This window comes from Pseudomonas sp. JAI115 (genome assembly GCF_014200835.1).
Classification (GTDB): domain Bacteria; phylum Pseudomonadota; class Gammaproteobacteria; order Pseudomonadales; family Pseudomonadaceae; genus Aquipseudomonas; species Aquipseudomonas putida_A.
The window spans coordinates 1-21,907 of the sequence record NZ_JACHCY010000025.1 but is presented as its reverse complement, the minus strand read 5'-3'; the positions used below and the strand labels follow the sequence as shown (position 1 = coordinate 21,907).

30 protein-coding genes and 1 pseudogene are annotated in these 21,907 nt (G+C 57.6%); 16 read left to right on the top strand and 15 right to left on the bottom strand.

Features of this window, described 5'->3' with window-relative positions; translation table 11 throughout:
* Window positions 1-404: 404 nt before the first annotated feature.
* Entirely contained in the window at window positions 405-632 is a 228-nt protein-coding gene (locus HDC30_RS28540) for a hypothetical protein (RefSeq protein WP_183786177.1), read from the top strand.
* 73 nt (window positions 633-705) lie between these two features.
* Here HDC30_RS28540 and HDC30_RS28535 read toward each other — a convergent pair whose 3' ends face one another.
* The 13 genes from HDC30_RS28535 to HDC30_RS28475 all read right to left on the bottom strand — a co-directional run bounded on the left by HDC30_RS28535 (window position 706) and on the right by HDC30_RS28475 (window position 8,004).
* Window positions 706-849 (bottom strand): DUF6890 family protein, encoded by a 144-nt coding sequence (locus HDC30_RS28535; protein ID WP_183786175.1) that lies wholly within the window; start codon window positions 847-849, stop codon window positions 706-708.
* Between the two features lie 20 nt (window positions 850-869).
* The gene (locus HDC30_RS28530; RefSeq protein WP_183786173.1) at window positions 870-1,163 is read right to left on the bottom strand and encodes a putative phage tail assembly chaperone; all 294 of its coding nucleotides are present in this window, start codon (window positions 1,161-1,163) and stop codon (window positions 870-872) included.
* Window positions 1,160-1,414 carry a hypothetical protein gene (locus tag HDC30_RS28525; RefSeq protein ID WP_260320025.1) on the bottom strand — a complete coding sequence of 85 codons (255 nt, stop codon included), beginning with the start codon at window positions 1,412-1,414 and terminating at the stop codon, window positions 1,160-1,162. Before HDC30_RS28525 ends, HDC30_RS28530 begins: the two co-directional genes overlap by 4 nt.
* Window positions 1,415-1,428: 14 nt before the next feature.
* The gene (locus tag HDC30_RS28520; protein ID WP_183786169.1) at window positions 1,429-1,671 is read right to left on the bottom strand and encodes a hypothetical protein; all 243 of its coding nucleotides are present in this window, start codon (window positions 1,669-1,671) and stop codon (window positions 1,429-1,431) included.
* Window position 1,672: 1 nt separating this feature from the next.
* Window positions 1,673-2,068, bottom strand: a complete 396-nt coding sequence (locus tag HDC30_RS28515) for a D-Ala-D-Ala carboxypeptidase family metallohydrolase (protein ID WP_183786167.1) — start codon at window positions 2,066-2,068, stop codon at window positions 1,673-1,675.
* Window positions 2,068-2,517: a phage protein gene (locus tag HDC30_RS28510; RefSeq protein WP_183786165.1), complete on the bottom strand. Its 450-nt coding sequence runs from the start codon at window positions 2,515-2,517 to the stop codon at window positions 2,068-2,070. The genes HDC30_RS28515 and HDC30_RS28510 overlap by 1 nt, the downstream gene beginning before the upstream one ends.
* 3 nt (window positions 2,518-2,520) lie before the next feature.
* A complete protein-coding gene (locus HDC30_RS28505) occupies window positions 2,521-3,636 on the bottom strand; it encodes a DUF2586 domain-containing protein (protein WP_183786163.1) in 1,116 nt (371 codons plus the stop codon).
* 10 nt (window positions 3,637-3,646) lie between these two features.
* Window positions 3,647-4,297, bottom strand: coding sequence for a phage virion morphogenesis protein (locus HDC30_RS28500; RefSeq protein WP_183786161.1), 651 nt, complete (start codon window positions 4,295-4,297; stop codon window positions 3,647-3,649).
* Entirely contained in the window at window positions 4,284-4,727 is a 444-nt protein-coding gene (locus HDC30_RS28495) for a phage tail protein (RefSeq protein ID WP_183786159.1), read from the bottom strand. Before HDC30_RS28495 ends, HDC30_RS28500 begins: the two co-directional genes overlap by 14 nt.
* The gene (locus HDC30_RS28490; protein WP_183786157.1) at window positions 4,727-5,203 is read right to left on the bottom strand and encodes a head completion/stabilization protein; all 477 of its coding nucleotides are present in this window, start codon (window positions 5,201-5,203) and stop codon (window positions 4,727-4,729) included. Before HDC30_RS28490 ends, HDC30_RS28495 begins: the two co-directional genes overlap by 1 nt.
* 118 nt (window positions 5,204-5,321) lie before the next feature.
* Window positions 5,322-6,023, bottom strand: coding sequence for a phage terminase small subunit (gene gpM, locus HDC30_RS28485; RefSeq protein WP_183786155.1), 702 nt, complete (start codon window positions 6,021-6,023; stop codon window positions 5,322-5,324).
* Window positions 6,020-7,111, bottom strand: a complete 1,092-nt coding sequence (locus tag HDC30_RS28480) for a phage major capsid protein, P2 family (RefSeq protein ID WP_409347928.1) — start codon at window positions 7,109-7,111, stop codon at window positions 6,020-6,022. The genes gpM and HDC30_RS28480 overlap by 4 nt, the downstream gene beginning before the upstream one ends.
* Window positions 7,108-8,004 carry a GPO family capsid scaffolding protein gene (locus tag HDC30_RS28475; RefSeq protein ID WP_183786152.1) on the bottom strand — a complete coding sequence of 299 codons (897 nt, stop codon included), beginning with the start codon at window positions 8,002-8,004 and terminating at the stop codon, window positions 7,108-7,110. Before HDC30_RS28475 ends, HDC30_RS28480 begins: the two co-directional genes overlap by 4 nt.
* A 141-nt stretch (window positions 8,005-8,145) precedes the next feature.
* On the opposite strand from HDC30_RS28475, the gene HDC30_RS28470 reads away from it, so the two are divergent.
* The 9 genes from HDC30_RS28470 (at window position 8,146) to HDC30_RS28435 (ending at window position 14,042) form a co-directional block, all read left to right on the top strand.
* Window positions 8,146-10,197 carry a terminase large subunit domain-containing protein gene (locus HDC30_RS28470; RefSeq protein WP_183786150.1) on the top strand — a complete coding sequence of 684 codons (2,052 nt, stop codon included), beginning with the start codon at window positions 8,146-8,148 and terminating at the stop codon, window positions 10,195-10,197.
* The gene (locus HDC30_RS29270) at window positions 10,094-10,963 is read left to right on the top strand and encodes a phage portal protein (RefSeq protein ID WP_311663048.1); all 870 of its coding nucleotides are present in this window, start codon (window positions 10,094-10,096) and stop codon (window positions 10,961-10,963) included. Before HDC30_RS28470 ends, HDC30_RS29270 begins: the two co-directional genes overlap by 104 nt.
* A 96-nt stretch (window positions 10,964-11,059) precedes the next feature.
* Window positions 11,060-11,332: an ogr/Delta-like zinc finger family protein gene (locus HDC30_RS28465; protein WP_221303536.1), complete on the top strand. Its 273-nt coding sequence runs from the start codon at window positions 11,060-11,062 to the stop codon at window positions 11,330-11,332.
* A gap of 345 nt (window positions 11,333-11,677) precedes the next feature.
* On the top strand, window positions 11,678-11,938 hold the full coding sequence (locus tag HDC30_RS28460; RefSeq protein ID WP_183786146.1) for a hypothetical protein: 261 nt from the start codon (window positions 11,678-11,680) through the stop codon (window positions 11,936-11,938).
* Window positions 11,935-12,543 carry a hypothetical protein gene (locus tag HDC30_RS28455; protein WP_183786144.1) on the top strand — a complete coding sequence of 203 codons (609 nt, stop codon included), beginning with the start codon at window positions 11,935-11,937 and terminating at the stop codon, window positions 12,541-12,543. Before HDC30_RS28460 ends, HDC30_RS28455 begins: the two co-directional genes overlap by 4 nt.
* A 201-nt stretch (window positions 12,544-12,744) precedes the next feature.
* Complete coding sequence (locus HDC30_RS28450) at window positions 12,745-12,945, top strand: hypothetical protein (protein ID WP_183786142.1); 201 nt, start codon at window positions 12,745-12,747, stop codon at window positions 12,943-12,945.
* A gap of 219 nt (window positions 12,946-13,164) precedes the next feature.
* The gene (locus HDC30_RS28445) at window positions 13,165-13,437 is read left to right on the top strand and encodes a Lar family restriction alleviation protein (protein ID WP_183786140.1); all 273 of its coding nucleotides are present in this window, start codon (window positions 13,165-13,167) and stop codon (window positions 13,435-13,437) included.
* 90 nt (window positions 13,438-13,527) lie between these two features.
* Window positions 13,528-13,791: a hypothetical protein gene (locus tag HDC30_RS28440; protein WP_183786138.1), complete on the top strand. Its 264-nt coding sequence runs from the start codon at window positions 13,528-13,530 to the stop codon at window positions 13,789-13,791.
* A complete protein-coding gene (locus tag HDC30_RS28435; RefSeq protein WP_183786136.1) occupies window positions 13,788-14,042 on the top strand; it encodes a hypothetical protein in 255 nt (84 codons plus the stop codon). The genes HDC30_RS28440 and HDC30_RS28435 overlap by 4 nt, the downstream gene beginning before the upstream one ends.
* Window positions 14,043-14,353: 311 nt before the next feature.
* Here the strand turns inward: HDC30_RS28435 and HDC30_RS28430 are convergent, their stop codons facing one another.
* On the bottom strand, window positions 14,354-15,298 hold the full coding sequence (locus HDC30_RS28430) for a LysR family transcriptional regulator (RefSeq protein WP_183786134.1): 945 nt from the start codon (window positions 15,296-15,298) through the stop codon (window positions 14,354-14,356).
* Window positions 15,299-15,465: 167 nt separating this feature from the next.
* Between HDC30_RS28430 and HDC30_RS28425 the strand changes: the two genes are divergently transcribed.
* Both HDC30_RS28425 and HDC30_RS28420 read left to right on the top strand, forming a co-directional pair.
* On the top strand, window positions 15,466-16,929 hold the full coding sequence (locus tag HDC30_RS28425; RefSeq protein ID WP_183786132.1) for a cytosine permease: 1,464 nt from the start codon (window positions 15,466-15,468) through the stop codon (window positions 16,927-16,929).
* Window positions 16,926-17,747, top strand: a pseudogene (locus HDC30_RS28420) (nitrilase family protein); the annotation flags it as partial. The gene HDC30_RS28425 and the pseudogene HDC30_RS28420, both read left to right, overlap by 4 nt.
* A 232-nt stretch (window positions 17,748-17,979) precedes the next feature.
* Here the strand turns inward: HDC30_RS28420 and HDC30_RS28415 are convergent.
* On the bottom strand, window positions 17,980-18,330 hold the full coding sequence (locus HDC30_RS28415; RefSeq protein ID WP_183786130.1) for a helix-turn-helix domain-containing protein: 351 nt from the start codon (window positions 18,328-18,330) through the stop codon (window positions 17,980-17,982).
* A gap of 197 nt (window positions 18,331-18,527) precedes the next feature.
* On the opposite strand from HDC30_RS28415, the gene HDC30_RS28410 reads away from it, so the two are divergent.
* The 4 genes from HDC30_RS28410 (at window position 18,528) to HDC30_RS28395 (ending at window position 21,040) form a co-directional block, all read left to right on the top strand.
* A complete protein-coding gene (locus HDC30_RS28410; RefSeq protein ID WP_183786128.1) occupies window positions 18,528-18,869 on the top strand; it encodes a hypothetical protein in 342 nt (113 codons plus the stop codon).
* A 208-nt stretch (window positions 18,870-19,077) separates the two neighbouring features.
* Window positions 19,078-19,941 (top strand): hypothetical protein, encoded by an 864-nt coding sequence (locus HDC30_RS28405; RefSeq protein WP_183786126.1) that lies wholly within the window; start codon window positions 19,078-19,080, stop codon window positions 19,939-19,941.
* Between the two features lie 621 nt (window positions 19,942-20,562).
* Window positions 20,563-20,790, top strand: coding sequence for a CopG family transcriptional regulator (locus HDC30_RS28400; RefSeq protein ID WP_183786124.1), 228 nt, complete (start codon window positions 20,563-20,565; stop codon window positions 20,788-20,790).
* Complete coding sequence (locus tag HDC30_RS28395) at window positions 20,774-21,040, top strand: type II toxin-antitoxin system RelE/ParE family toxin (RefSeq protein WP_183786122.1); 267 nt, start codon at window positions 20,774-20,776, stop codon at window positions 21,038-21,040. The genes HDC30_RS28400 and HDC30_RS28395 overlap by 17 nt, the downstream gene beginning before the upstream one ends.
* The last annotated feature ends 867 nt before the right edge of the window (window positions 21,041-21,907 follow it).

The following is a 21,907-nucleotide window of genomic DNA, read 5'->3' as shown; positions in this document are numbered from 1 at the left end:
CTTTTTTTTGCAAGGCCATTTTGACGAAATTGAAAGCGCTCCATCGCCGCCGCTAAATACGTGGTACCGAATCCTGCAAACGGATCCAGAATCACCGTCGCGTTGACAGATTTTGACAATGTCGCGCATCAACTGGGTGCGCTTGCCGGTTATATGGAATTTGTCGGCTTTCAGCTTGGTGTTCGGGTGTTTGTTTTTTTGTTTTCAACATTTGTAAAAAAAAATGATTCAAATGCACCAGTAAATGCACTAGAAATTAACCATTGCTATGTAATTAACTAATATTGATATAAAATATATATATAAATAACATTGAACGTTTTTGTAACGCAGGCTTTACTCCGATTTAAGGAAGACAAGTTTTTCATAGAGAAAAAGAACAAAAAATCAATCTGGAGAATGCGATGCATACCGAAGCCCATTTCGTGCTGGAAGATGTCTTAGTGGCTTGCAAAACCCTCAATGCTTTCGGCGATCTAGCCGCTAAAAATCTTGAAAATCATCACCCTATCGACCTCACCGATGAGGAAAGGGATCATCTAAACCGCGCTTTCAAACTGATGCAGATGTCGCTGGATTGTGTTTCTCCATTGATCAAACCTTCAGGCGTTTCACTCAGCAGGGTTGGGTAATACATCGCTGTTTCCTTGATTTTTGTCCCTTTAAGCCCGGCCCCTCCATCCCGGGCTTTTTTACGTCTGCTGTTTAGCCTTTCAAGGCCTTCGCAATGCCGTTGGCGACCGCGATTTCCATGCGTTTCCAATGTTCGTCTTCAAGCCATTTGGCGGTACCCAGGTTGTCCGCGCAAGGTTCGGCGCCGGGTAACCAGCGCTCGACCAGGGCCAGCAACTGGCCCAGACCGTCCTCATTCAGTCGTTCTGCACGGGCGAGGGCTTTTTTACTACGATCTCAACGTCTGGCCCGTACTCCTCGAGCAGTACGCCGGCCAGCTGCATGGTCAGCACCGGATTGCGCAGCAGGGGCCGCAGCGCCGGCAGTTGCTCGGCCTTGACCGTGGTGGTCAGCAGGTTGTTGGAAGGGGATACCTTGTTGTTCGGGTTGACCGCGTTGAAGTACTTGGTGACGTCGGGCGGGGCCAAGCTGAAAACAAAATCGGTGTCGCCGATGGTCAGGGTGATGTCGCGTTGTTCGGTGTTGCTCATGGTCGTTGCCTTGTGTAGAGGTTGGAAAAATAGGCGTCCAGACAGCTTTCCAGACGCTTTTCAAAGCGGTGTTCGAGCTTCATCAAGCCTTCACCGAAGGCTTCCATCCGGCCGTCCAGCTTGGCCATCTCGATACGCTGCTCCAGGTGTTCACGGCGCGCCGCGCTGACCTGGCGAAACAGGTACACCAGGACGCCGGCGATACCCGTCAACACCAGTTCGGTGAGTAACAACAAAATGCTGATATGCATGGGACTCAGTTCCATCAAGGCGGCCCTCCGGGGTCATCCACTGCGCACTCGATCAGCAGCCGGTTGGGGGCGGCCACCTCGTTGACCAGACCGCGAAACATTGATCGCCAGAGCCTTGGCAGCAGGCAATAGGCACCGGTGGCCGCTGCCACCACTTCCACATAGCCGCCCTGCGCATAGGGTTCGAGCCATTCCCACTGGCTGCCGAGCAGCGCAGTCAGGCCGCCGATCAGCAGGATTTTTTTAAGACTCGGCATCTCAGTAGCTCCACAGCGCGGGAGCAGGCAGGCGTCCGCCGATCGGGGAAACCCCCAGATGCAGAAAATGTCCGTTGCCCTTCTGGCTGACGCCAATGCGGTTAAACCCCAGTTCCAGGGCCAGCTGCAGCAGACGCATGGCATCGGCCCCCCGACAGGCGATGTCGACCGCCAGGCCCAGGCTGTGCTCGCCCGGCTGCGCCTTGGCGGCTTCCACCGGATGCCGGGCGCAGCGGTGGCCGCTGCTGACGATCATCGGTTTGCCGTACATCGTGCGCAGAAACTGCAGGCGATCGAGAAAGTCCGGATCCATCGCCTGTGTGCCGCTTTGGCAGCGGCCACACCGGCAACGCAGCTCGGCGTCGGTAAAGTTCGGCCAGCGTTTTTGGCTATCCATCAGCGCAGGCCCTCGGTCTCGGTGGCATCCAGGTATGGCACGCCGTTGATGCGGATAAAGTCCGGACTGGTGACGTCGAACGGCACCTTGTGCGTGGCCTTGCTGCCACCCTTGGGATCGATGTCCAGCAGGCTCGCAATCTTGACCTTGCAGCCAAAGGCTTCCACGCGCAGTTCTTCGGTGGCGGTCTTGGCAAAAAACAGCGTGTCGAACGGCTCCAGACGGCGGAACGAGCCAGCGCGGCGGGCCGCATCGATCAGCAGCCCGAAATTGGCGCTGTCCAGCTCGAATTCGCCACTGGCGGCCACGTCGCCGTCCACATGACCGTCCGGAACACCTTTGGTCTGGGCCACGGCGCTGTTGTCGGTAATGTCCAGGGTGGCTTTTTCGATGTGCACCTGCAGGTCGCCCAGGGTGACATCGAAGTTCATGCCGCTGATGCGGGCCATGGCTTATTTCTCCTCTTGCAGCGACAGATCCAGCGCGATGTTCGCGGTCAGATCCTTGGGGCAGTTGTAGGGCCGCAGTTTCAAAAAGGCCTCGATGGTGGTGCGGTTCTTCCACACCAGGACAATGGCGTCGTCTTGTGGGGGCTGGATCTCGCCGGGAAATTGCACGCCGGCAAAGGTGGCCGAGCGCGACATCTCGCGCAGCGGCCGCATCAGTTTCAGGCGGGTGCTGGCCATGCTGTTGGGGGTGCTGTTGACCGTGCGATCGGCGACCAGGCGGATCAACTGCACCCGCACCCGGCGCGCCGCCTTGTCGGCCACGCGCAGGTTTTCCAGTACGGCAAAATCGCTGCCCGGGGCGTCCAGCAGGTTGGCGTCGCCCCAATACACGCCGGGGTAATCGGCGTAGCGCTGCGGCACCGAAAAACGGGCCTTGTCCAGTTCCTTGAGCACTGCCGAGGGCAGTGCCAGCCCTTCCTTGTCCAGCGGCACCGGCCCCAGGCCCACCAGCGGGCCGGTGGCCACGCGCATCGGGCTGTCGGCAATGCTCACCGCGGCGTTGGCCAGGCGCCCGGCCAATACGCCCAGGTCATTGCCGTGCAGTTGCGGAACAATGCCCACCAGCGGCGCGGCCAGATCCTTGAGCAGGGCCTTTTGTTCGGTCAGGTACTCCGACCATTCCTTGCCCGGATGAATGCCGGCACTGGCGGCCAGCACGAACAGGCGGCGACCATACTGGCCATTGATGCGCACCGCTGCCGCATGCATGGCGGCCAGCTCGACAGCGGTGCTCACTGGTTTGGTGATCACCACCCCTTCGACGGCCACCTGTTCGTCCTGGGCCTGCTGCAGCGCGTCCTGCCAGTCGCCGTCGCTGGCCAGCGGTGCGGCCATGCACGCCCAGCGATCGCCACCATTGAGGCGTGCAGCGTCGATCTGGGTTTTCAGATCCGAGGGTGCGATGCCCAAGAGCGCGTCCAGGTCGCTGTCGGTGTTGAGGGCCAGCAGCTTGCCGACGTTTTTCGGCGCCGGGCCGATGAACAGGAAATAGCGCTCGATTTCCGTCACCGGGCCTTGGCCCAGGTTCAGGTTGTTGACGCTGACGTTGCCTTGAGCCATGAGGGTCTCGCTATCGAGGTGCGGTTAAGGTTTGCTGCAGGACGGTGCCGATTACCTCGCGCACCTCCCCTGCCGTGGCGCCTAGCACGGAGCGCGCCGGCAGGGCAATCTTCCAGCTGGTCTTTTTGGTTTTGCCTTCAAGCTGGGCCAGTACCAGACCGGCTTGGCCGTTTTTCAGGTGCTCGACAATCCAGCCCAGGGTTGGACGTTTCCAGCGCTTGCCAGCCTTGATCCGGTAGCCGGCTTTCAACAGCGCACGGGCCTGCTGTTTTGTGGCCGGTGCGCTGTAGTCCGCCGCCTTGCCCAGGCGGCGCATTCGCGCCGCACTCATGGTCTGGCTCTGCCCGGCTTGGTGTTCGCCGGCAATGCGCGACAGTCCCGAGCTTTTCCAGCCCAGCACGGCCGCATCAGGGCCGACGCGGGTCACCTGCAGGCTCTTGCCCAGTCCGGTCAGCAGCTTGCGTTTGCCTCGGCCTCGGCGCGGTGCGTAGCTTGTGCCGTCGACATTGCGCTGGGCACGGATGCGCTTGCGGTTGACGGTGCGCAGGCGCTTGGCGGCGGTGTTGAGCAGCCGACGGCGTTTGGCCGCCGGTAAGGCCAGCAGCCGCAGCTTTTCTTTGGCCGCAACCAGACCGCGCACGTCGAATTCAAGTCCGTGCATGGCTTACCTCGCCGCGCTCGGCCGTCCACAGATCGAACGGCACCAGATCCCATCGCTTGCCGAAAGCCTCGATCTCGCCGCTGGCCGATTCGGCCAGGTGCTGTGGCTCGACAAAGTCCAGCTGCAGCTCGACGTCGGCTTGATCCGGATCGAGCTGGTCGATCTCGAATGTCGGCTCGGCCAGGCCATCGCGGTGCGGGTCGTGGTTTTCCAGCCAGGAACCGACCAAAGCCATTAGGCGGGCCGGGTTAATGGTCAGGCGCTCCAGGGCAATGACCGCGTGATAACGCATGTCGCCCATGTACAGGCCTTCGGTGCTGGGCTTCCAGTACAGCGGCAGGGTGACCTGTTCGGCCCAGCTGTCGAGCTGCTCGGGTAGTACCAGGCGGCGCTCGAGCAGAAAGGCGGTCAAGGCGCGCAGCTTGTTCATCAGATCAGTTCGCTGGTGATGCGCGAGCGGCCCTGGATCAGGCGCACGGCCTGCTGGCTGAACGTCAGAAAGGCGCTGGCCGTCTCCGGGGCTTCCTTGGCCAGATTCTGCGCCGAGTCGCGGCGGTTGACCGTGGCAAACTGGCTGAGCAAAAAGGCCTTGGCGCGGCAGTACACCGCACGCTTGTAGCAGGTCACCAGAAACAGGCGATCGGGAAACTTATGCTGGATCAGCAATTGCGGATCCGCGCAGGCCAGCACAGAAATACCGGCGGCGTGGAACTGCTGTTGACGGCGGGCCAGATCCAGATTGATCTCGCCCATCGCCATGACCAGGCCTTCCACCAGCATCTCGACCAGGTATTCCGCTGGCAGCCGGTAGCCTTTCTGAAATTCGGACAGTTCCAGATCCGGCCAGAAGCCGTCATTGGTAATCGGGTGTTCGATCAGGGCGGTGGGATTGCCGGAAAAACTCATGCTCGATTCGCTCGTGGACGGTGAATTAGGGCAGGGGAAAAATCGCGTTAGATGGTTGGCACCAGGCCTTCATCTCGGCGTGTTTCCCCCCTGCGGGGGGTGGAGTCGTTTAACGGGGTTATTCGTCGTTCAGTTTGCGCAGCGCTTTCACGGCGTCTTCGTGCTTGGTCTTCACGCCGATGCTCGGGTACAGCGCCGTGGCGCGTTCAAAGTGGGTGATGGCGATCGCCCATTCCTCACGGTCAAAAGCCATCAGGCCGAGCAGCTTGTGGTAGCGCGCCGGGATCTTTTCAAAGAGCGTCCATTGGCCATCGACACGCGGCAGCATCTGCGACACGTAGGGTTCTGGGTTGCGCCCGGCCTTGAACTCGGCGTCGGCCCAGTCCATCACCGCGTCGGCGACAAAGGTCGGGATGTCACGGCTAAAACGCTCGGGCATCTGTTGCTGTTGGCCCATGGCGAAGTCGGCCAGCTCCAGGCCCGCTTCGAACTGCTCGGTGTCGAACAGCCAGACCATGACCTGCATCAACACCGGGTTGGCATGGTTGAGGCCCGAATCGCGGTAGCGCTGCACGTAGTCCAGGTACTTGGGCAGCAATTCCTCATGCTTGAGGCGCTGCCTGGCTTCCATCGAATTGATGTCCGACAGCCGCGCACAGTCCACGTCCAGGGCACTGAGCATCAGGGCCAAGTGCTTCTGTCCGTTGGCGTTGCCGGCCAGGGCGGTAGCCGGCGTGTAGGTCTGGGCTGCCATGCCGGCAGTGGCCATTGTCGGGCCTTGGGCCAGGGTGCGTCGTTTGTGCTGCAGGGCCAGGCTCATTCGGTCACCTCGACAACCTTGGCGTCTTCGGCGTCTGCGTCGATCAGGTTTTTCGGCGCACGCTGGGCCAGCAACACCACGTTGGCGGCTTCCACGGCGGCAAACTTGCCCAGTTGCTCGACCACGTAGCCTTCGTTGCGGCTGTTGTAGTCCTCGGTGCGCGAGCGCTTGGGGTTCTGCAACAGGTAACGACGCCAGGAGCTGTCCTGAAAGTAGATCGACAGGTTGTCGAAGCTGGTCACCACCACGCCCTTGGACGGGAAAAACGGGCAGGTGTAGGACGGCAGGCCACCGTAGGTGTCGATCACCTGGGACAATTCCACCCGCTCTTTTTCGGTCGGGGTGTGGCCGTGCTTGGCGTACAGCTTGCCCTTGTCGTGGGCCAGCAGGTCGCGACCGATGATCGCGATCAGATCGCCGCCATCGCGGTATTCCTCGTCGATCATCTGGGTGATGTCGTGCACCAGGCAATCGAGGTTTTCATAGTCACCCCCGGCGCCGATCTGGATTTCACCGTCGACCTGGCCTTGCACCAGGATTTGCTGCGGCGCCTGCTCGCGCACGATTTGCAGCCAGCCCTTGTTCACGTCCTGCAGCAACGGATTGGCTTTCGGGTCGGTGTCCGCTTTGACCTCCACGCCGTGCCAACCAATGATGATGCGATCCAGGCCGATCTGTTTGAGTACCGCGGCGCTGTAGCGCTTGGCAAAGTCCTTGAACTTGGCCCAGGCGTCGATGGTGGAGAATTTGAGGGTCACGTCGCTGTGGGTGTCGTACAGCTCGTAGCCCTTGCTGTCCAGATCCAGCACATTGCGCGGTTCGCGATCCTTTTCATCGGTGTTGGTGCGTCCGGTCACCGGGCCGCTGACGCCGATCATGACCTTCTGGCCCTTGATTTCGGTCACGCCGAGTACGTTGATGCGCTGCAAGAACGACGAACTGGCGGTGATCTTGTCGTTCAGGGTCTGGGCCAGCGATGGCTCGACGTTGAACTCTTCAGCAGCATTTTGTACGCCGTAGGTCTTGGCGATGCCGGTCTGCAGCGCGCTATAGCTTTGGCGGGCCTGGGGGCTGAGCGCGCTCATCAGTAGACGTCCTCGGTTTGTTCGGTGAAGGCGCCGGTAGTCAGCTGCACGGGTTGGCCATGGCCCTGATTCAACGCGGTGTTGAAAGTCTGGGTCAGGGTGTCCAGCGAGGTTTTCAGCTCGTTGAACTGGGTGGCGGTGACGGCCGTTGGTTCTACCGCCGGTGCCGGTGGCGTCTCGACGACGGTTTCAACAGCAGGCGCCGGCTTTTGTGCAGCAAAGGCGGCAGCGCTGGTTTCCAGGCTTTTGGCGACGTTGCCCAGGGTGGCCACGGCGCTGGTAAAGGCCTCGGCGGTTTTCGCATCCATATCAGGGGTCTCGGGGTCGGAAGAAGTGGCAGGCGCGACCGGGTCGACCACCTGCGTTTTTTTAAACTGGAAAATGTTGAAAAAGTTGGCCAGCAAGGCCGTGGCGGATTCGGAATCGGATTCGGATTCGGCAGGGCTCAGGTCGCCCAGCGGCTCAACGGAGCCGTAGTGATGCCCATCCTTTGAGCGACGGGAAAAATGCAGCGCTTCGGTGCCAAGGCTCGCCGGTTCATCGGTGACAGCCAGACCGCGCAGGTAGGCTTTGCCGCTGTCGGAAAAGTTGGGCGCGATCTCGACGCTGCTGAACAGCTTTTGCGCTTCCTTGTTCAGTTGCAGCAGGCGATCGTTGGGTTGCAGCTTGGCGAACAAGCGTACCTTGCCGTCTTCCAGCTCTTCGCTTTTCAGCGCGGTCACCTTGCCGAAGTTGCCCATGTAGCGAATGTGTTCATACCAGATGGTCGCGCAGTAGATCTCCGGGTTGTAGGTCTCGGCCATGTCCCGCAGATCCTGCGCATCGATGGAGCGACCGTCGATGGTCTTGCCGCTGGTGGCGACGCGTTTCCAGTCGGAGATGAAGGTGGTAGGCATGGGGCCGATGGCTCGTGTTCGGTTTCGATGGACGCCACGATAGGCACCTCGAACACGTCGGACAAACGATGCAATTCCTGTTTTTGGAAAGCAGGAATTCAACTGCGGGATTCAGCGTTTTACGCCCAATAGACTGGGCTTATGCCTTACGCACCCGAAGTCAAAGAAGCTGCCAAACGCCTGCACCTGCGCCGATACAAGCCGCGCGAAATCCAGGCTCAACTCAACCTGCCAAATATCCGGATCGTCTATTACTGGATCGCCCAAGGCGGCTGGGACGACCTGCTCACGGATGAAGAACCGCTAAGTGCGGTCTGCCGGCGCATCACGCTGATTCTGGAAAAGAAGGAAAGCCTGGCTAAGTCCGATCTGGACGAGCTCGACCGGCTGATTCAAGCCAAAGACCGTCTCCAGAAACAGGCCGCGCAACCTCTGCCCCAGCCGTATGACGATGCGCAGCCCGACTCATCGGACAGAGGACGCCGCTCGCGCGATCGACAGGACTCGGACGGCCGCAAAAAGGACAAGAAAAAAGCGGTCAAGAACGATATCAGCCACCTGACTGAGGTGGACTTTCTCGACAAGTTTGTCAGCAAGCTGTTTGGCTATCAGAAAGAGCTGTTTGCGGCCAAACAGAATCCCCTTACACGCCGTATTCGCAACGTTCTCAAGTGCCGCCAATCCGGGCTGACCTACTACTTTGCCGGCGAAGCGTTTATGGACGCGGTGCTCACCGGTGACAACCAGATGTTCCTGTCGGCCAGTCGCGCGCAGTCGGAGATTTTCCGCAACTACATCGTCAAGTTTGCCCGGCTGTGGTTTCGTATCGAGCTGACCGGTAACCCGATCATTCTGAGTAACGGGGCCGAACTGCGTTTTTTGAGCACCAACAGCACCACCGCCCAAGGGCACCATGGTCACGTCTACATCGACGAGTATTTCTGGATTCGTGACTTCGACAAGCTCAACTCACTGGCCGGGGCGATGGCCACCCATAAAAACTGGCGCAAGACCTATTTCTCGACGCCGAGTGCGGTCAGTCACCAGGCCTATCCGTTCTGGACGGGCGACAACTTCAAGCGTGGCAAACACAAGAAAGCCGGACTCGCTTTCCCGTCTGAGGCTGAGTTGCGTCAGGGCGCGCTGTGTCCGGACGGTCAGTGGCGCAAGATCATCGACATTCATGATGCCATTGCCGGCGGTTGCGATCTGTTTGACCTTGACCAGTTGCAGCTGGAGAACTCTGACGACCAGTTTAACCAGCTGTATCTCTGTCAATTCATCGACAGTACGCAAAGTGTATTCAGTCTGGCGGATCTGGAACGCTGCTATTCCGATCAGTCGTTGTGGAAGGATTTCGATGCAGATCCGAAGGCCAAGCGTCCGTTTGGGAACTCTCCGGTGTGGATCGGCTACGACCCAAGCCGAATGCGTGACGATGCGTCCTGCGTCGTGGTGGCCCCGCCGCTGCAAGCCGGCGGAAAATTTCGCATCCTGGAGAAATACACTTGGCGCAACCTGCCGTTTACCTACCAAGCCGCGCAGATCAAGAAACTGACACAGCGCTACAACGTCCAGCACATCGGCATCGATGTCACCGGTATGGGATATGGGGTCTGTGATGCAGTACGAGACTTCTTCCCGCGAGTGACACCGATTCATTACAGCGTTGAGACCAAAAACGTCCTCGTACTCAAGGCTCAGGACACGATTCAGACCCGTCGTATCGAGTGGGATGCCAGCTGGAATGATGTCGCGGCGGCATTCTTGACCATTAAGCGTGGTACCACGGGCAGTGGCCTGATTACTTACAGCGCCGCGCGTACTGATACTACCGGCCACGCAGATATTGCCTGGGCAGTGATGCATGCCCTCTACAACGAACCTCTCAACATCAACAAAAAGCGCAAGAGCCGCTGGTCATTCCTGGAAGGCACACATGAACGCAGTTACGCAGACCCATTCGGATCAGGCACCGCAGGCAACCGAGCCGCGAAAGATTCATACGTTCAGCTTCGGCGCGCCCGAGTCGGTGCTGGCCAGCAACATGGGCCAGTACCTGGGCGTGTTCACCGGCGACGACGGACGGATCTACACCCCGCCGGTTTCACGCGTCGGTCTGGCCAAACTACTGCGGGCCAACGCGCACCACGGCACCATCCCGCGCTTCAAGCGCAATCTGTTGCTGCGTGATTTCATCCCCTCGGCCGGGTGCGGCGCGCAAACCATGGGCTGCGCAGCGCTGGATTTCATGGTGTTTGGCGAGGCGTATTTTCAGCGTCTGTTCAACGTGATCGGCCAAGTGCTCGAGCTGCAGCACCTGCCGGCGATCAACATGCGGCGCAAGGTCGGGGGCGGCTTTGTCAGGCTGCTGGCAAATGGCGAGCAGCAACATTTTGCTGAAGAGCAGATCGAGCACGTCATGGATTACGACGTGGAGCAGAATATCTACGGCGTGCCGGATTACCTGGGTGGCATGCACGCCCTGTTGCTCAACGAGTCGGCCACCCTGTTTCGCCGGCGCTACTTCAACAATGGCGCACACGCCGGGTTCGTCTTCTACACCAATGCCCCTGACATGACCGATGAAGACGAAGCCAAGATGAAAAGCCAGATCGAGGGCAGCAAGGGCGTGGGCAATTTTCGCTCGATGTTCGTCAACATCCCCGGTGGCGGTGACAAGGCAATCCAGATCATCCCGATCGGGGACATCGCGACCAAGGATGAATTTGAGCGAATCAAGAACATCACCCGTAACGACGTGATTGCGGCCTGGCGTATGAATCCGGCGCTGGCCGGGGTGATGCCGGAAAACGCGGCGGGCTTTGGCGACATCGAGAAGATTGATCGGGTCTATACCAACAACGAGATTCGGCCGATCAGTCAGCTGTTTCTGCAAGTGAATAACTGCCTGCGTAAGGATCGGCAGGTGAATTGGAAAGAAGCAGTGTTGAATTAATAACAAAACACTACATGTTGTGCTTTTGCGTTGGTTGAGTGCGTATATGTTGCGTGCGAGAATGCTTGGATCGAACACGGATGGGGTGTGCCAAGGATGCGAATTTACTGCACGGTATGTGGTGGAAAGGCGTTGATCAGAAAGCGCAACGAGCTGACCAAAGATTTCGTCAAAATCTATTGCGTATGTCCGGATCCGGAGTGTGCTCACAGTTTTGCCATGGATCTGACCTTTTCCCACACACTCAAGCCCTCCGGGAAAGTTGTCGAGCAGTTGATGCTTGAGCGCTTCGCCGATATGTCAAACGCGCAACAGACCGATTTTTTTGCGCTCTTGGGCCGAGAAGCCGACCGAAGAGTTTCTGCATAAAGTTTCCTAGTTCCATTTCGCATGGAAGCAGTATCCCTACGTCTTCGAACTCCTCTGCCAGCCCTTCGTATCTGACGCTCGCTGACCCGAATTCCGTCTGCACAGCCTTTTCATAACTGCATGAGGTTTTGAATCTGAAAATTCATGAGGTTTTAACCTCGTGAACCCCTAGCGTTTCGAGGTTTCGAGGTTTCGAGGTTTCGAGGTTTCGAGGTTTCGAGGTTTCGAGGTTTCGAGGTTTTGGATTTATGAAACTAAAGCTTCTTGCGATTTTAAATTTATGAAGCTACAGTCTCCCCCCCAACTGCATAACTTTAAAACTTCCTAAAGCTTCAGGGGCATAGAATGAAAACTGCAAAAGATGTGTCAGATTTGGCCGCGACCTTGACGGCCGCGGCTAGCGCGCCGTTAGTTCCAGCTCAAGCTCAAAAAAGTGCAAAGAAGCAAATAGGGGAGGGGGAAACCATGCAAATGACCCTGCGACCGACGCGTAAGCTCTATGCCATATATGTCAATAAAGCCGCAGAGCGCAGCAAGCTTGAAGGGCGCAACGTGTCGGTTCAAGAAGTCATGCTTGAGGTGCTCACGAAAGGAGAACATGTATGAGCAATCTCATTTTTATTGGGGGGCAGAAGGGAGGTGCAACCAAAACTACCACGGCTCACTTAATGTGTTTAGGCGCCATCTTGCGTGGGCAACCTGCCGCTTACGTTTTGACTGATCCCCATAGAAGCCTAAAACCAGAGGGACGTCCTTATGGCGTCATGGACGGCCGGGACGGTAATGATCTGGCGAGAATCATTACCGCGAGTGGGAGTACTAAAAATGGATGGTTGATTGTTGATGGAGGAGGAAACCGACCTGACTTCGACAGGGCTATTGCTGAGCAAGCTCATTTAACGATCTTGCCCTTCCGTGATTCTGAAGAAGACGTGGAGGCAATTTCCCGCGATCTATCGGCAATGCCCAATGCTGTTGCGCTGCCCTCAGCTTGGCCTACCAATAAGCGTGCACAAGACACTGCGCAAAAATTCATAGATGCACTTGATCAAGTGTTTCCTGGCCGGGTCATCCGAACCCCTATTTTCTTTGTTCATTCAACATTGGAGTTGGTTGGGAAAAAATTGGATAGCCCCTCAACTCCGGTACGCAATGCAGCGAGACGAGCTTATGGCATTTTGGCTGATCGTCTTGAACAACACATTCGATAGCTTGAGTTAGAGCATTCGAGGGCATGCCTCCATGAGTGTCGAAAACACCAGTGAATCAGCAGCGGCGCTGCACGATGGCAGGCGATCAATGTCGACCGTGCACAGTTGTACGGCGAGAGCGACTCCGTCGCAGCGGTTGAGTTTTCGCCACGACGGGTTCACAGTCTCAAAGGGCTCGCTTCCCTGATCGTGAGGATGCACATGACCACTGCCCACCTTGTACCTCCTGCGGATCCGGGTACCGACCTGGCGCAACTGCACGCCGAGGTAGCCGCTTTTAATGCCGAAATGCGCCAGACCACGCCGGCCGACCCGCGTAGGGCTTGGCTGCCGTTTGGTCTCGGTGCCGCCTTCGCGCTCGTTGTGTTTGTTTTGGTCACGCTGTTGCCGCGTCTGGCCTGACCCTTTTCTCCGATGCACCCCGAACAGGCCGCCCCGAAGAAGTGACCGCCGGGTTACGAATAACACCGTTTATGGTAAACGACCCCCGTCACTTGAACCCGTGCCGGGGGTTTTTTTTTGTGTCGGAGATAATCAAAAGTGCTATAAGTGATATATCATTTATGCCTAAAGTGATTTTACGCACTGCCCGCCCCTCACTCGAAAAGGACAACGACCGCCATGACCCTGCAGCCCCTGCCACCCGACGCCCTGGAACTGCGCATCGCCACCCACCCCGAGGTGCTGCTGCCCTGTCCCTTCTGCGGCCGCGCGCCGCTGCTGGTCTCGGCCACCCATGCGCGGCGCCGCCCAGGCCCCAGTCGCTACCAGGTCAAGCTGTTCTGCGTCGAACACTGCCCGGCCCAGTTCGTGCTCCACCACCAACCCAACCGCGAAGCCGCCCAGCGCGCCCTCATCGCCCAATGGAACCTGCGGGTGCCGGCCTGCGCCTGATCGGCCTGAAACCGTCTGCCCCATGATCACTCAAGCCCGCGCGCCATCTGGTACCCTTGCCCGCTGGATTGAAGGGAAAGAGACGGGGCCATGGCAGCATTTGCATACGCGGGGACAGCGCAGCTGTCGGTGATTCAGGAAGACGGTTACGAGCCCTCGACGCTGGTCGAGGTCATGTTGCGCGAAACCCTGCCCGGGGTGTTCGAGCTGCATATTCCACCCAACCTGCCCGCCGCCCAGGCCGCGGTGTGGGTGCGCGTGACCCTGCCCGATGAACGCTCCTTCAGCGGCGCGGTACGCTACCTGTCCGCCGACACCTTGACCTTTCGCCTCGATCGGACGGAGCCGGCATGAAACGCAAAGGCTACGACGAAGGCAGTTTTTTCGACCTGGTGCGCGACGGCGCCGTGCGCGAAACCAAGGTGACGCGCCTGGTGACCGCCAAGGGCGAGGAATGGGCGTTGTACTTTCGCCTGGGTGGCCTCGCTTCGCCCTGGCACACCATTCGCTCCCAGCGTGAAGCCGTGCGCACCTGGGCCAGGCTCGACACCCTGGCCAAATTTGCCAAAAACGCCGGCGTGCCGGCGTTTGTTGTCGAGCCGTAGAGCGCCGACCCAAACGCGGGGCGCAAAAAAACCGTCGACCCTGGAGAGAAGACGGTTTTTTGCCGCCCCTCCCACGGAGGACGGGCGATTCCCATTGGACTGCCCGCACAGCGTACGAGCGGCAGGGAAGGGGGGCAAGCAAGGTGTGTGACAAGGCGTTTCTGCGGCCTTGATCGAGGGGGGAAATCACCGGCCGGCACAAACGCTAGGCACAAAAAAGCCGCCTGGTCCAAGGCGGCTTTTTTGTTGCAAGACCGGTTAGTGGCCGGCTTGCGCACTCACAGGGAGCGCTGACGTGAGTCAAGCGTACTCTATTTGCTGATAGCGCAGAAAGCATCCTGTTCGCTTTGGACGCGCTCTGAACTAAAAGTGTTAGACAGTTCAGCTAATAACACGCTGATCACCTCCCAGTGGCGGCTGGCTTGTCGAACGACGACTTGAAAATCAACTTCGTAGCGCCATTGTTCCGCATTCAAAGCACGTAGCTGATTCAAGTGCTCGTATTTGGTCGCATAGTGTTGGGGCAAAAAGCCTAGATGCTGGCCTGACAAAATCAGGAGGGCGGCACTGTCCATGCTGTCCGTGCGTGCGGTTACAGTGTCCAGCCCCGTTGGTGGTGACATCTCTTTAAGAGGGTGGCTCGGCCAGACCCACTCGGACTGCCCAAAATCGTTTCTGAGTAAGGCGCCGGCTTGCTCGAACAGGGGATGAGAGGCTGAGCAATAAGCGATTTGTGTCTCTTTGAACAACGGTTCGTAGTCGAGCGCAGGTAGTTTTTGCCAGAAATAGCCGATCGCCAGATCGATCGAGCCGTTGAGGACACCTTCTGCCAAGAGCGCAGGAGGTAATTCAGTCAGCGCAATACGAACACCTTGAAAGCGAGTTCTGAGACTCGCGAACACCTGAGCGATTTTTTCTGTGGCTTGCGGATCGATTTCCCCAATCAAACCGATATGGATGATGCCGGTGGCCTGTTGAGCGATATCGTTGACTTCCATTTGAAAGTCTTCCGTAGCGGCGACCAGGCGCCGCGCCGCTTCGACAAAACGCTCTCCTTCGGGCGTTAAAGAAAACCCGCTACGCCCACGCTTGCACAAATCAAAGCCGACGCGCTCTTCCAGTTTTTTCAGTTGCGCGCTGATGGCCGGCTGCTGGCTGTTAAGCGTGGCTTGGGCAGCCGAAAGCCCGCCGGCTTCGACGATACTCAGAAAAGTTCGGATCCATCGAATATCCAGCTCCGACACCGTCCTCAGCATGTGGCGTTCCCATTACATCAGAGCGCGCGTATGTAAACATCGATCCGCAGTTATGTTACTGCGTAAAAGAATTCCGTACATTGCCGTAAATTTGAATCCTGACGTGAGTGTAGTGGGATTCCGGTCAGAAGGAACTGGCTGTCACGAGAGCAATAAGGACTATTTGCATGTCAGAAATTCCTCGCACGGTGGCGACTGCTGCTCGCAATTTGGCCATTGAAGGTCGCTCGATCGACTACATTCCATCCCACCAGCGCCATGCCAGGCTAAGTGACCAAGGTTCTTTCTGGTTTCTGGGTAATTTCCATTTCTTCACGCTATCCATCGGCTTTGTCGGGCCTAGTATAGGGCTCTCGGCGCTGTGGACGATGCTGGCCGGTGCATTGGGCATCATGTTCGGCACTCTATTCATGGCGCTTCACGGATCGCAAGGCCCCGCGCTGGGCTTGCCGCAGATGATCCAGTCGCGCGCCCAGTTCGGTTACCGGGGAGTGTTGCTACCGTTGCTGGCCACGCTGTTTGTGTTCATGGGCTTCAACGTGGTCAACCTCACGTTGATCATGGCCGGCCTCGAGCAGGTCTTCGGCGCCGATCCTGCCGTGGTGGCCATCGTGATGGTCGCCGGTGGGGCGCTGCTCGCGATCGTTGGCCACGACCTGATGCATCGCGCCTTCAAATGGGCTCTATGCGTGACATTGCCGGTGTATGCCCTGGTAACCGTCGTGGTGATCGCCGGCATGGAACAGGAAAGCGTCCTGCCGGCAATGGATCTGGGCTTTAGCTGGATAGGGTTTGCCACGCTGTTTGCGATCAGTGCCGGTTACAACATCTCCTACGCGCCCTATGTGTCGGACTACTCGCGCTATCTGCCGAAGAACACCAGCGGCCCGAAACTGATTGCGGCCGTGTTCGTCGGCGCGTCGCTGTCGGGCAGCTGGATGATCGGCCTCGGCGCTTGGTTGGCTCAGCAATTGAACGCCGTGGATGCCCTGGTGGCGTTGAACCTGGTTGGCTCCTCGGTCATGCCCGGATTGGGGAACCTACTGGTGATCGTCGCGGTGGTCGGTTTCTGGCCGGTCATTGCGCTGAACACGTACAGCGCCATGCTCACGGTGCTGACCGGTGTCGACTCGATCAAAAAAATAACCCCCACGCCCCTGGCTCGGGTGCTGGCGATCCTGCTTATCAGCGCCATTTTGCTGTGCTGCGTGCTGCAGATCCACGGCGACGGCATCGCGCTGCTGAACACCTTCCTCGTGCTGTTGCTGTATTTCCTGGTGCCCTGGACGGCCATTAACCTGGTGGACTACTTCTGTGTGCGCAAAGGCCGTTATGCGATCGTGCATTTCTTCACGCCCCAAGGCATTTACGGCGTCTGGCAGTTTCGCGGCATTGTTGCCTACCTGGTCGGGTTCGCAGCAATGGTGCCGTTCTTCAACATTGTCGACATCACGGCGGATCAACCGCTGTTCATCGGTGCCGTTGCGCAGTTGTTGGACGGCGTGGACATCGCCTGGTTGGTGGGCCTGGCCAGCTCGGGCCTGACCTACTTTCTCCTGAGCCGAATGATCGATCTGCGACAGGAACAGCAGGTTATCGAGTCGCTCACGCCTCAGGAGCAAAGACAATGACACGGCGCACAACCGTCACAGTGGCGTGCTGCCAACTGGCGCCGCGCATTGGCGATTTGGCTTACAACCGCCAGTTGACCGAGCGCGCAATTCGTTCCGCGGCGGCTCAGGGAGCACAGGTGGTGGTGTTGCCGGAGTTGATCCAGAGCGGGTATTGCTTCGTAGACCCGATCGAAGCCCTTTCTCTGTCCGAAACAAGAAACGGCCCCACTCTGCGTTTATGGAAGGCTCTCGCCCGGGAACTGAACCTGGTCATCGTCGGTGGGTTTTGTGAGCGCCTGAAAGGCAACGAGCTGGCCAACAGTGCGGCCATGATCGATACCACAGGTTTACGGGCGGTGTATCGCAAGGCGCATCTGTGGGATACCGAGAAAGCCATTTTTAAGCCTGGTAATGAGGCGCCGCCGGTCGTGGACACGGCCCATGGCCGCATCGGCATGCTCATTTGCTACGACCTGGAATTTCCCGAATGGGTGCGTTTGCCGGCACTGGCCGGGGCGGACCTGCTGTGCGCACCGGTTAATTGGCCCCAAGGGCCAAAACCGAAAGTAGAACGTCCAGCTGAAGTGGTGCGGGTACAGGCCAACGCCTCGGTGAACCGCATGTTCATTGCCGCCTGTGATCGGTATGGCCACGAACGAGGCGTGGACTGGGTGCAGGGATCGGTCATTGTGGATACCGACGGTTATCCGCTCGCGGGTCTTATCGATCAAGCGGACGAACAGATCCTGCTGGCAACGTTGAACCTCGCCGAGGCCCGCAACAAGCGGATTAGCGAGCATAACGACCTGCACTGTGATCGCCGTCCGCATCGGTATTTTCCGGACGGGCAGATCCAGTCCAGGAAAATACCCGATATGACGATGCTGGAGGAGATAAAAGAGTTGCTTGCCCTGACCATACAGAACGAGCGATTCACAGCATTTGTCGCCAATAGCGATACACAAATAGATCAGCAAGCAAGCCTGGGTTATCAGCAACGCAAAATGCGAATTGGAGAGATTTCCCGTCGGTATGGACTGCTATGAGCACTTTCTTGGGTAAGGCGGGCTATGGCTTGGATGGTGCGTTAGGCGAAATGAACGTGTTGGCTAACGAAAGGATTTTTTCCAAATTGTCCGGATTATCTATCTCGTACAATTTTTCGTTGATCTCTACGCGAAGTTGGAATAGCCGCTGCACGGTCGGGTTCCGGGGAGGCAGTATCTCCATGGGAGAGACGTCAAGGGCCTCAGCCAGCCTTAATAAATGCTCAATGCTTGGTGCATTAGTTCCGGTTTCATATCGGCTGATGGTGTTGATCTCACAGCCCATTGCTTCAGCAAGCTCAGCCTGGTTTAAGCCCTTGCTTTTACGGATGCTCTTAAGACGCAGAGCCAATTGATAACGAACGGTATCCATGGGGAAGCCCTGAAATTGGTAGAGCTTCTAGATTTACATGGCATTACAAAACGTTAAATTCGTTGATTTTTCTAAAGGTTCGTTGATTTTTGGTCTAATGGACGTATTCTACTGGGCAGATCAATGCGGTCAAAGAATTGGCGTCAAATACTCGTTGCGTGATCACTCTGGCAGTGCGCACAGACGTAAAAATCGACATGGATGAAGAGCGCTACATGGATTTTTCAGTCACTACATCCTACGCTGGGCTTGCTGGCCAGCGCCGAACTATCGAGGTTTGCGTTGAGGCTATGTGCCTGCTATGGCACATGATTTTGCGAAAAGCCCAGATGGTTATTCGTGGCGAAAAGGCAGGTGCTGGGTTACTATCCAGCCAGTTTTTGGCGCGTCGCCCGATTCGGGTCACCCAAACCAGCGAGCTACACGCATGTAATTACGAATCGCAGAAACCAAAAAGCCCCGCTTGCAGGCGGGGCTTTTTGGAAAATTCAGAACAGGTCAACTCTTTCGCAGGACAAGACCTGTTCAACAACAACTAAGGCGAGCCAATTATGGCGGGCGCCTCAGGCTTTTGCAACCTGAGAAATCCCCATAATGAGCTTGCCGCCGAAAGGCGTTTTAAATGGAATTGACCCTTCAAGGGATTGCGCACGTCACAGACGGTCGCACCAGACTTCCCCAGCCCTACCGGCTTTCGAAAGCCATTCTTCAGCGTATGTGCCATAAATCCGTCCTTGGCGGTCGTGCATGCTGAAAAAGCCTCGAGTCGTCCGGCTCCATCCCTCGAACCCTCATGCAGCCCTTGATGCGCCTGCGCGCAAGCCTAGGCCTGCACAACGTTCCGGGCCGTTAAAGCTCACGGAAGAGCAGCGCAAAAATCCGCTTATCCGGAATGCGCTCCCGCGCCTGCAAAGCATCAGCACGACCTATCGGGGTCGATATCTACGGCGACTGGATACCGTCCATGGGGGACGGCGTACCCGTCTTGAAGTGTTCCAGGCTTTGGAGCTGGTTGCCGAGCCGATGCTGGTCCGTCTCGACTGGGCGACAGGGGTACTGGGCTACTTCGATATGGATGATGGGCGCTTTGTGCTCAATACCCAGTGCAACGTTGCCGAGGACGCGGGTATCACACCGCAGAGGATGAGCCGTTTTATCGGCACGCTCGCCGCCGCAGGCTATGCCTATCAACGCAGTGAGCGCATTCGGCTCGATGAGAAAGGCGAGGATGGTCTGCACCTGGTGCGCACCCGTGTCATGGTGCGTTTGACCCGCAACTTCTGGAATGACCTGGGGCTGCAGTACATCTACGAGCGTGTGCAAAAGGCGGCCAAAAAGCGTCGCGCGGCGGAACTGATTGAGGTGGATCTGCGTCGCCAGGCTGAGCTCGAGCAGCGCTCCCTCGAGGAGCTCAAACGAGAGATCTCCCGTCAGCGCTGGCGAGCCAAGGAGTCTGCCAAAGCCGGTACCGCAGCACCCGCCTCCGAAGCCTCGATCACTCATGCCGAACTGGCTCCAGAGCGCGAAATAGCCCCGGAAAAAATCGCCGGCAACGACATGTTGGCAGAGCTTAGAAAGAAGCTTGCCAAGAAACCCGTCGATAGCGGCTAACCCTCTCTTTTAAATGCATCCGCTCACGCGGAGGCTTCGTCACGCCTGCACGTTAGCCAAACCCCTTTCCTCACGTTAAAAGCGACTTGCCACGGCCTTTGCGGGCGCTCAAGGGACGTCTGCGCGCCAAAGGCGCAGGGAAAACGATCGTTTTTCGCGACGGGTGTTGTCGGTTTTTTATTAAATGAGATTTTATCCCCCCTTCAGCAGACCCCTACGGGTAAAAAACAGTGGCTTTCGAGGTATCCACAGCCCTTCTGTACATCCACTAAAAAGCAACATTGCTCGCGCAAGTCGTGCCTACGGCACGGCGCGAAGAAAAGCAGACACCTGACGACCGTGTAACTGCCTGTCTAAGCGGCCCAGGCCGATGAAACTGGCCTGCCCTGGCCTTCGGCCACCCTACGGGCGCTAAGACCCGGATAAATCGCCCCGGGACGACAAGTCGCCCCAGTGCTCAACCGGGCGCGTGTGCGCGCTGGCATCGCCTTAAATGGTCGAAACAGTGAGTCCGCCGGGTGCCTTCGGTGAAGGCATGCGTTTTGAGATTCTCGGGGTGTCCGTGGGGGATAAGCGCGTAGGTGTGATATAGTGAATACACGTATTACAAAGGATTAACTCATGGCTACGTCTATTCGATTAGCTCCGGAAACCGAGCAACGCTTGGATTTTTTGGCGACCAGTACCGGTCGCACCAAAGCGTATTACTTGCGCGAAATTATTGATCACGGTCTGACTGACCTTGAGGATTACTATCTGGCTGCGGATGTGCTGGAACGCGTCCGAAAACAACAAGAGCCTGTGCACTCGGCCACAGATGTAAGGAAAGACCTTGGTCTGGATGATTGAATACACCGACACGGCAAGAAACCAGTTGCGCCGGCTCGACAAACAGTCCGCCAAGCGCATTCTGGATTTTATGGATGAGCGCGTTTCCAACCGCGAGGATCCGCGCACGACGGGCAAAGCGCTGACCGGGCCACTGGGTGGTCTGTGGCGCTATCGAGTCGGTGATTTTCGCGTGATTTGTGAGATTCAGGATGGCGCTTTGCGAATTCTGGTCGTTCAGTTGGGAAACCGCAGCGACATTTACCGGTGAACTGAGGTTCGAACCGGCAAACCTTAGTCCACTGCAGTTCTGTGAAAACCAATAAACACTCGAAAATGCATGTAAGCCTCGTTTTATGTGGCTTACAGCCATTTTTGTTTCTGTTGGTTCGTGGCGATTTTGGAAGCGAGCACGAGCGGTTTGATTTGGGAAAAGCCCGGGCTTCTTCAAAAATGGCTCTGCGGCCGCTTCTGCTGCGATTTGCGAAATTTCTTTTCCAAAAACTGAAAAACCTTTCAAAAATTGAAAAACGTGTTTCTGCCCCAGGGCCCGCAGCCGGCTTGGTCGCGAGGGGGGGGGGTCATCACCTAAAACTTTTCCAAATGCTTGATGACGTCATCAGGTGTGCGAGCATCAGGGCAATAAAATTAAGTGATACTCAAAAAATATTAAGTCCCCCAAGAGTTGGGTTAAGTGGGTGTTGGTCTTTCCCCGTTTACAACCGAGAAAGCTAGGCCTGCCTACGGCAGTCCAATAAGGCCTCGGCTATGCCGAGAGTTTTCTACCTGCGCCCGGGCTTCGCCCAGGCAATGATGTTCGCGCAAGTCGTGCCGAAGGCACGGCGCGAGGACAATGCCCATGGGGCTACTCGCCCCAAACCCCGGCAAGGGTCTGCGACCCCTGCACCCGCAGATATAAAGCAGCGACCTGACGACCGTGTGACTGCCTGTCTAAGCGGCCCAGGCCGGTGAAGCTGGCCTGCCCTGGCCTTCGGCCACCCTGCGGGCGCTAAGACCCGGATAAATCGCCCCGGGACGACAAGTCGCCCCGGGACGACAAGTCGCCCCAGTGCTCAACCGGGCGCGTGTGCGCGCTGGCATCGCCTTAAATGGTCGAAACAGTGAGTCCGTCGGGTGC

Bases quoted from the DNA above. Each gene is read 5' to 3' on its own strand.
- HDC30_RS28540 (WP_183786177.1), top strand. From the start codon at position 405: ATGCATACCGAAGCCCATTTCGTGCTGGAAGATGTCTTAGTGGCTTGC.
- HDC30_RS28530 (WP_183786173.1), bottom strand. From the start codon at position 1,163: ATGAGCAACACCGAACAACGCGACATCACCCTGACCATCGGCGACACC.
- HDC30_RS28525 (WP_260320025.1), bottom strand. From the start codon at position 1,414: ATGCATATCAGCATTTTGTTGTTACTCACCGAACTGGTGTTGACGGGT.
- HDC30_RS28520 (WP_183786169.1), bottom strand. From the start codon at position 1,671: ATGCCGAGTCTTAAAAAAATCCTGCTGATCGGCGGCCTGACTGCGCTG.
- HDC30_RS28515 (WP_183786167.1), bottom strand. From the start codon at position 2,068: ATGGATAGCCAAAAACGCTGGCCGAACTTTACCGACGCCGAGCTGCGT.
- HDC30_RS28510 (WP_183786165.1), bottom strand. From the start codon at position 2,517: ATGGCCCGCATCAGCGGCATGAACTTCGATGTCACCCTGGGCGACCTG.
- HDC30_RS28505 (WP_183786163.1), bottom strand. From the start codon at position 3,636: ATGGCTCAAGGCAACGTCAGCGTCAACAACCTGAACCTGGGCCAAGGC.
- HDC30_RS28500 (WP_183786161.1), bottom strand. From the start codon at position 4,297: ATGCACGGACTTGAATTCGACGTGCGCGGTCTGGTTGCGGCCAAAGAA.
- HDC30_RS28495 (WP_183786159.1), bottom strand. From the start codon at position 4,727: ATGAACAAGCTGCGCGCCTTGACCGCCTTTCTGCTCGAGCGCCGCCTG.
- HDC30_RS28490 (WP_183786157.1), bottom strand. From the start codon at position 5,203: ATGAGTTTTTCCGGCAATCCCACCGCCCTGATCGAACACCCGATTACC.
- gpM (WP_183786155.1), bottom strand. From the start codon at position 6,023: ATGAGCCTGGCCCTGCAGCACAAACGACGCACCCTGGCCCAAGGCCCG.
- HDC30_RS28475 (WP_183786152.1), bottom strand. From the start codon at position 8,004: ATGCCTACCACCTTCATCTCCGACTGGAAACGCGTCGCCACCAGCGGC.
- HDC30_RS28470 (WP_183786150.1), top strand. From the start codon at position 8,146: ATGCCTTACGCACCCGAAGTCAAAGAAGCTGCCAAACGCCTGCACCTG.
- HDC30_RS28465 (WP_221303536.1), top strand. From the start codon at position 11,060: ATGCGAATTTACTGCACGGTATGTGGTGGAAAGGCGTTGATCAGAAAG.
- HDC30_RS28460 (WP_183786146.1), top strand. From the start codon at position 11,678: ATGAAAACTGCAAAAGATGTGTCAGATTTGGCCGCGACCTTGACGGCC.
- HDC30_RS28455 (WP_183786144.1), top strand. From the start codon at position 11,935: ATGAGCAATCTCATTTTTATTGGGGGGCAGAAGGGAGGTGCAACCAAA.
- HDC30_RS28450 (WP_183786142.1), top strand. From the start codon at position 12,745: ATGACCACTGCCCACCTTGTACCTCCTGCGGATCCGGGTACCGACCTG.
- HDC30_RS28445 (WP_183786140.1), top strand. From the start codon at position 13,165: ATGACCCTGCAGCCCCTGCCACCCGACGCCCTGGAACTGCGCATCGCC.
- HDC30_RS28440 (WP_183786138.1), top strand. From the start codon at position 13,528: ATGGCAGCATTTGCATACGCGGGGACAGCGCAGCTGTCGGTGATTCAG.
- HDC30_RS28435 (WP_183786136.1), top strand. From the start codon at position 13,788: ATGAAACGCAAAGGCTACGACGAAGGCAGTTTTTTCGACCTGGTGCGC.
- HDC30_RS28430 (WP_183786134.1), bottom strand. From the start codon at position 15,298: ATGCTGAGGACGGTGTCGGAGCTGGATATTCGATGGATCCGAACTTTT.
- HDC30_RS28425 (WP_183786132.1), top strand. From the start codon at position 15,466: ATGTCAGAAATTCCTCGCACGGTGGCGACTGCTGCTCGCAATTTGGCC.
- HDC30_RS28415 (WP_183786130.1), bottom strand. From the start codon at position 18,330: ATGGATACCGTTCGTTATCAATTGGCTCTGCGTCTTAAGAGCATCCGT.
- HDC30_RS28410 (WP_183786128.1), top strand. From the start codon at position 18,528: ATGGATGAAGAGCGCTACATGGATTTTTCAGTCACTACATCCTACGCT.
- HDC30_RS28405 (WP_183786126.1), top strand. From the start codon at position 19,078: ATGCTGAAAAAGCCTCGAGTCGTCCGGCTCCATCCCTCGAACCCTCAT.
- HDC30_RS28400 (WP_183786124.1), top strand. From the start codon at position 20,563: ATGGCTACGTCTATTCGATTAGCTCCGGAAACCGAGCAACGCTTGGAT.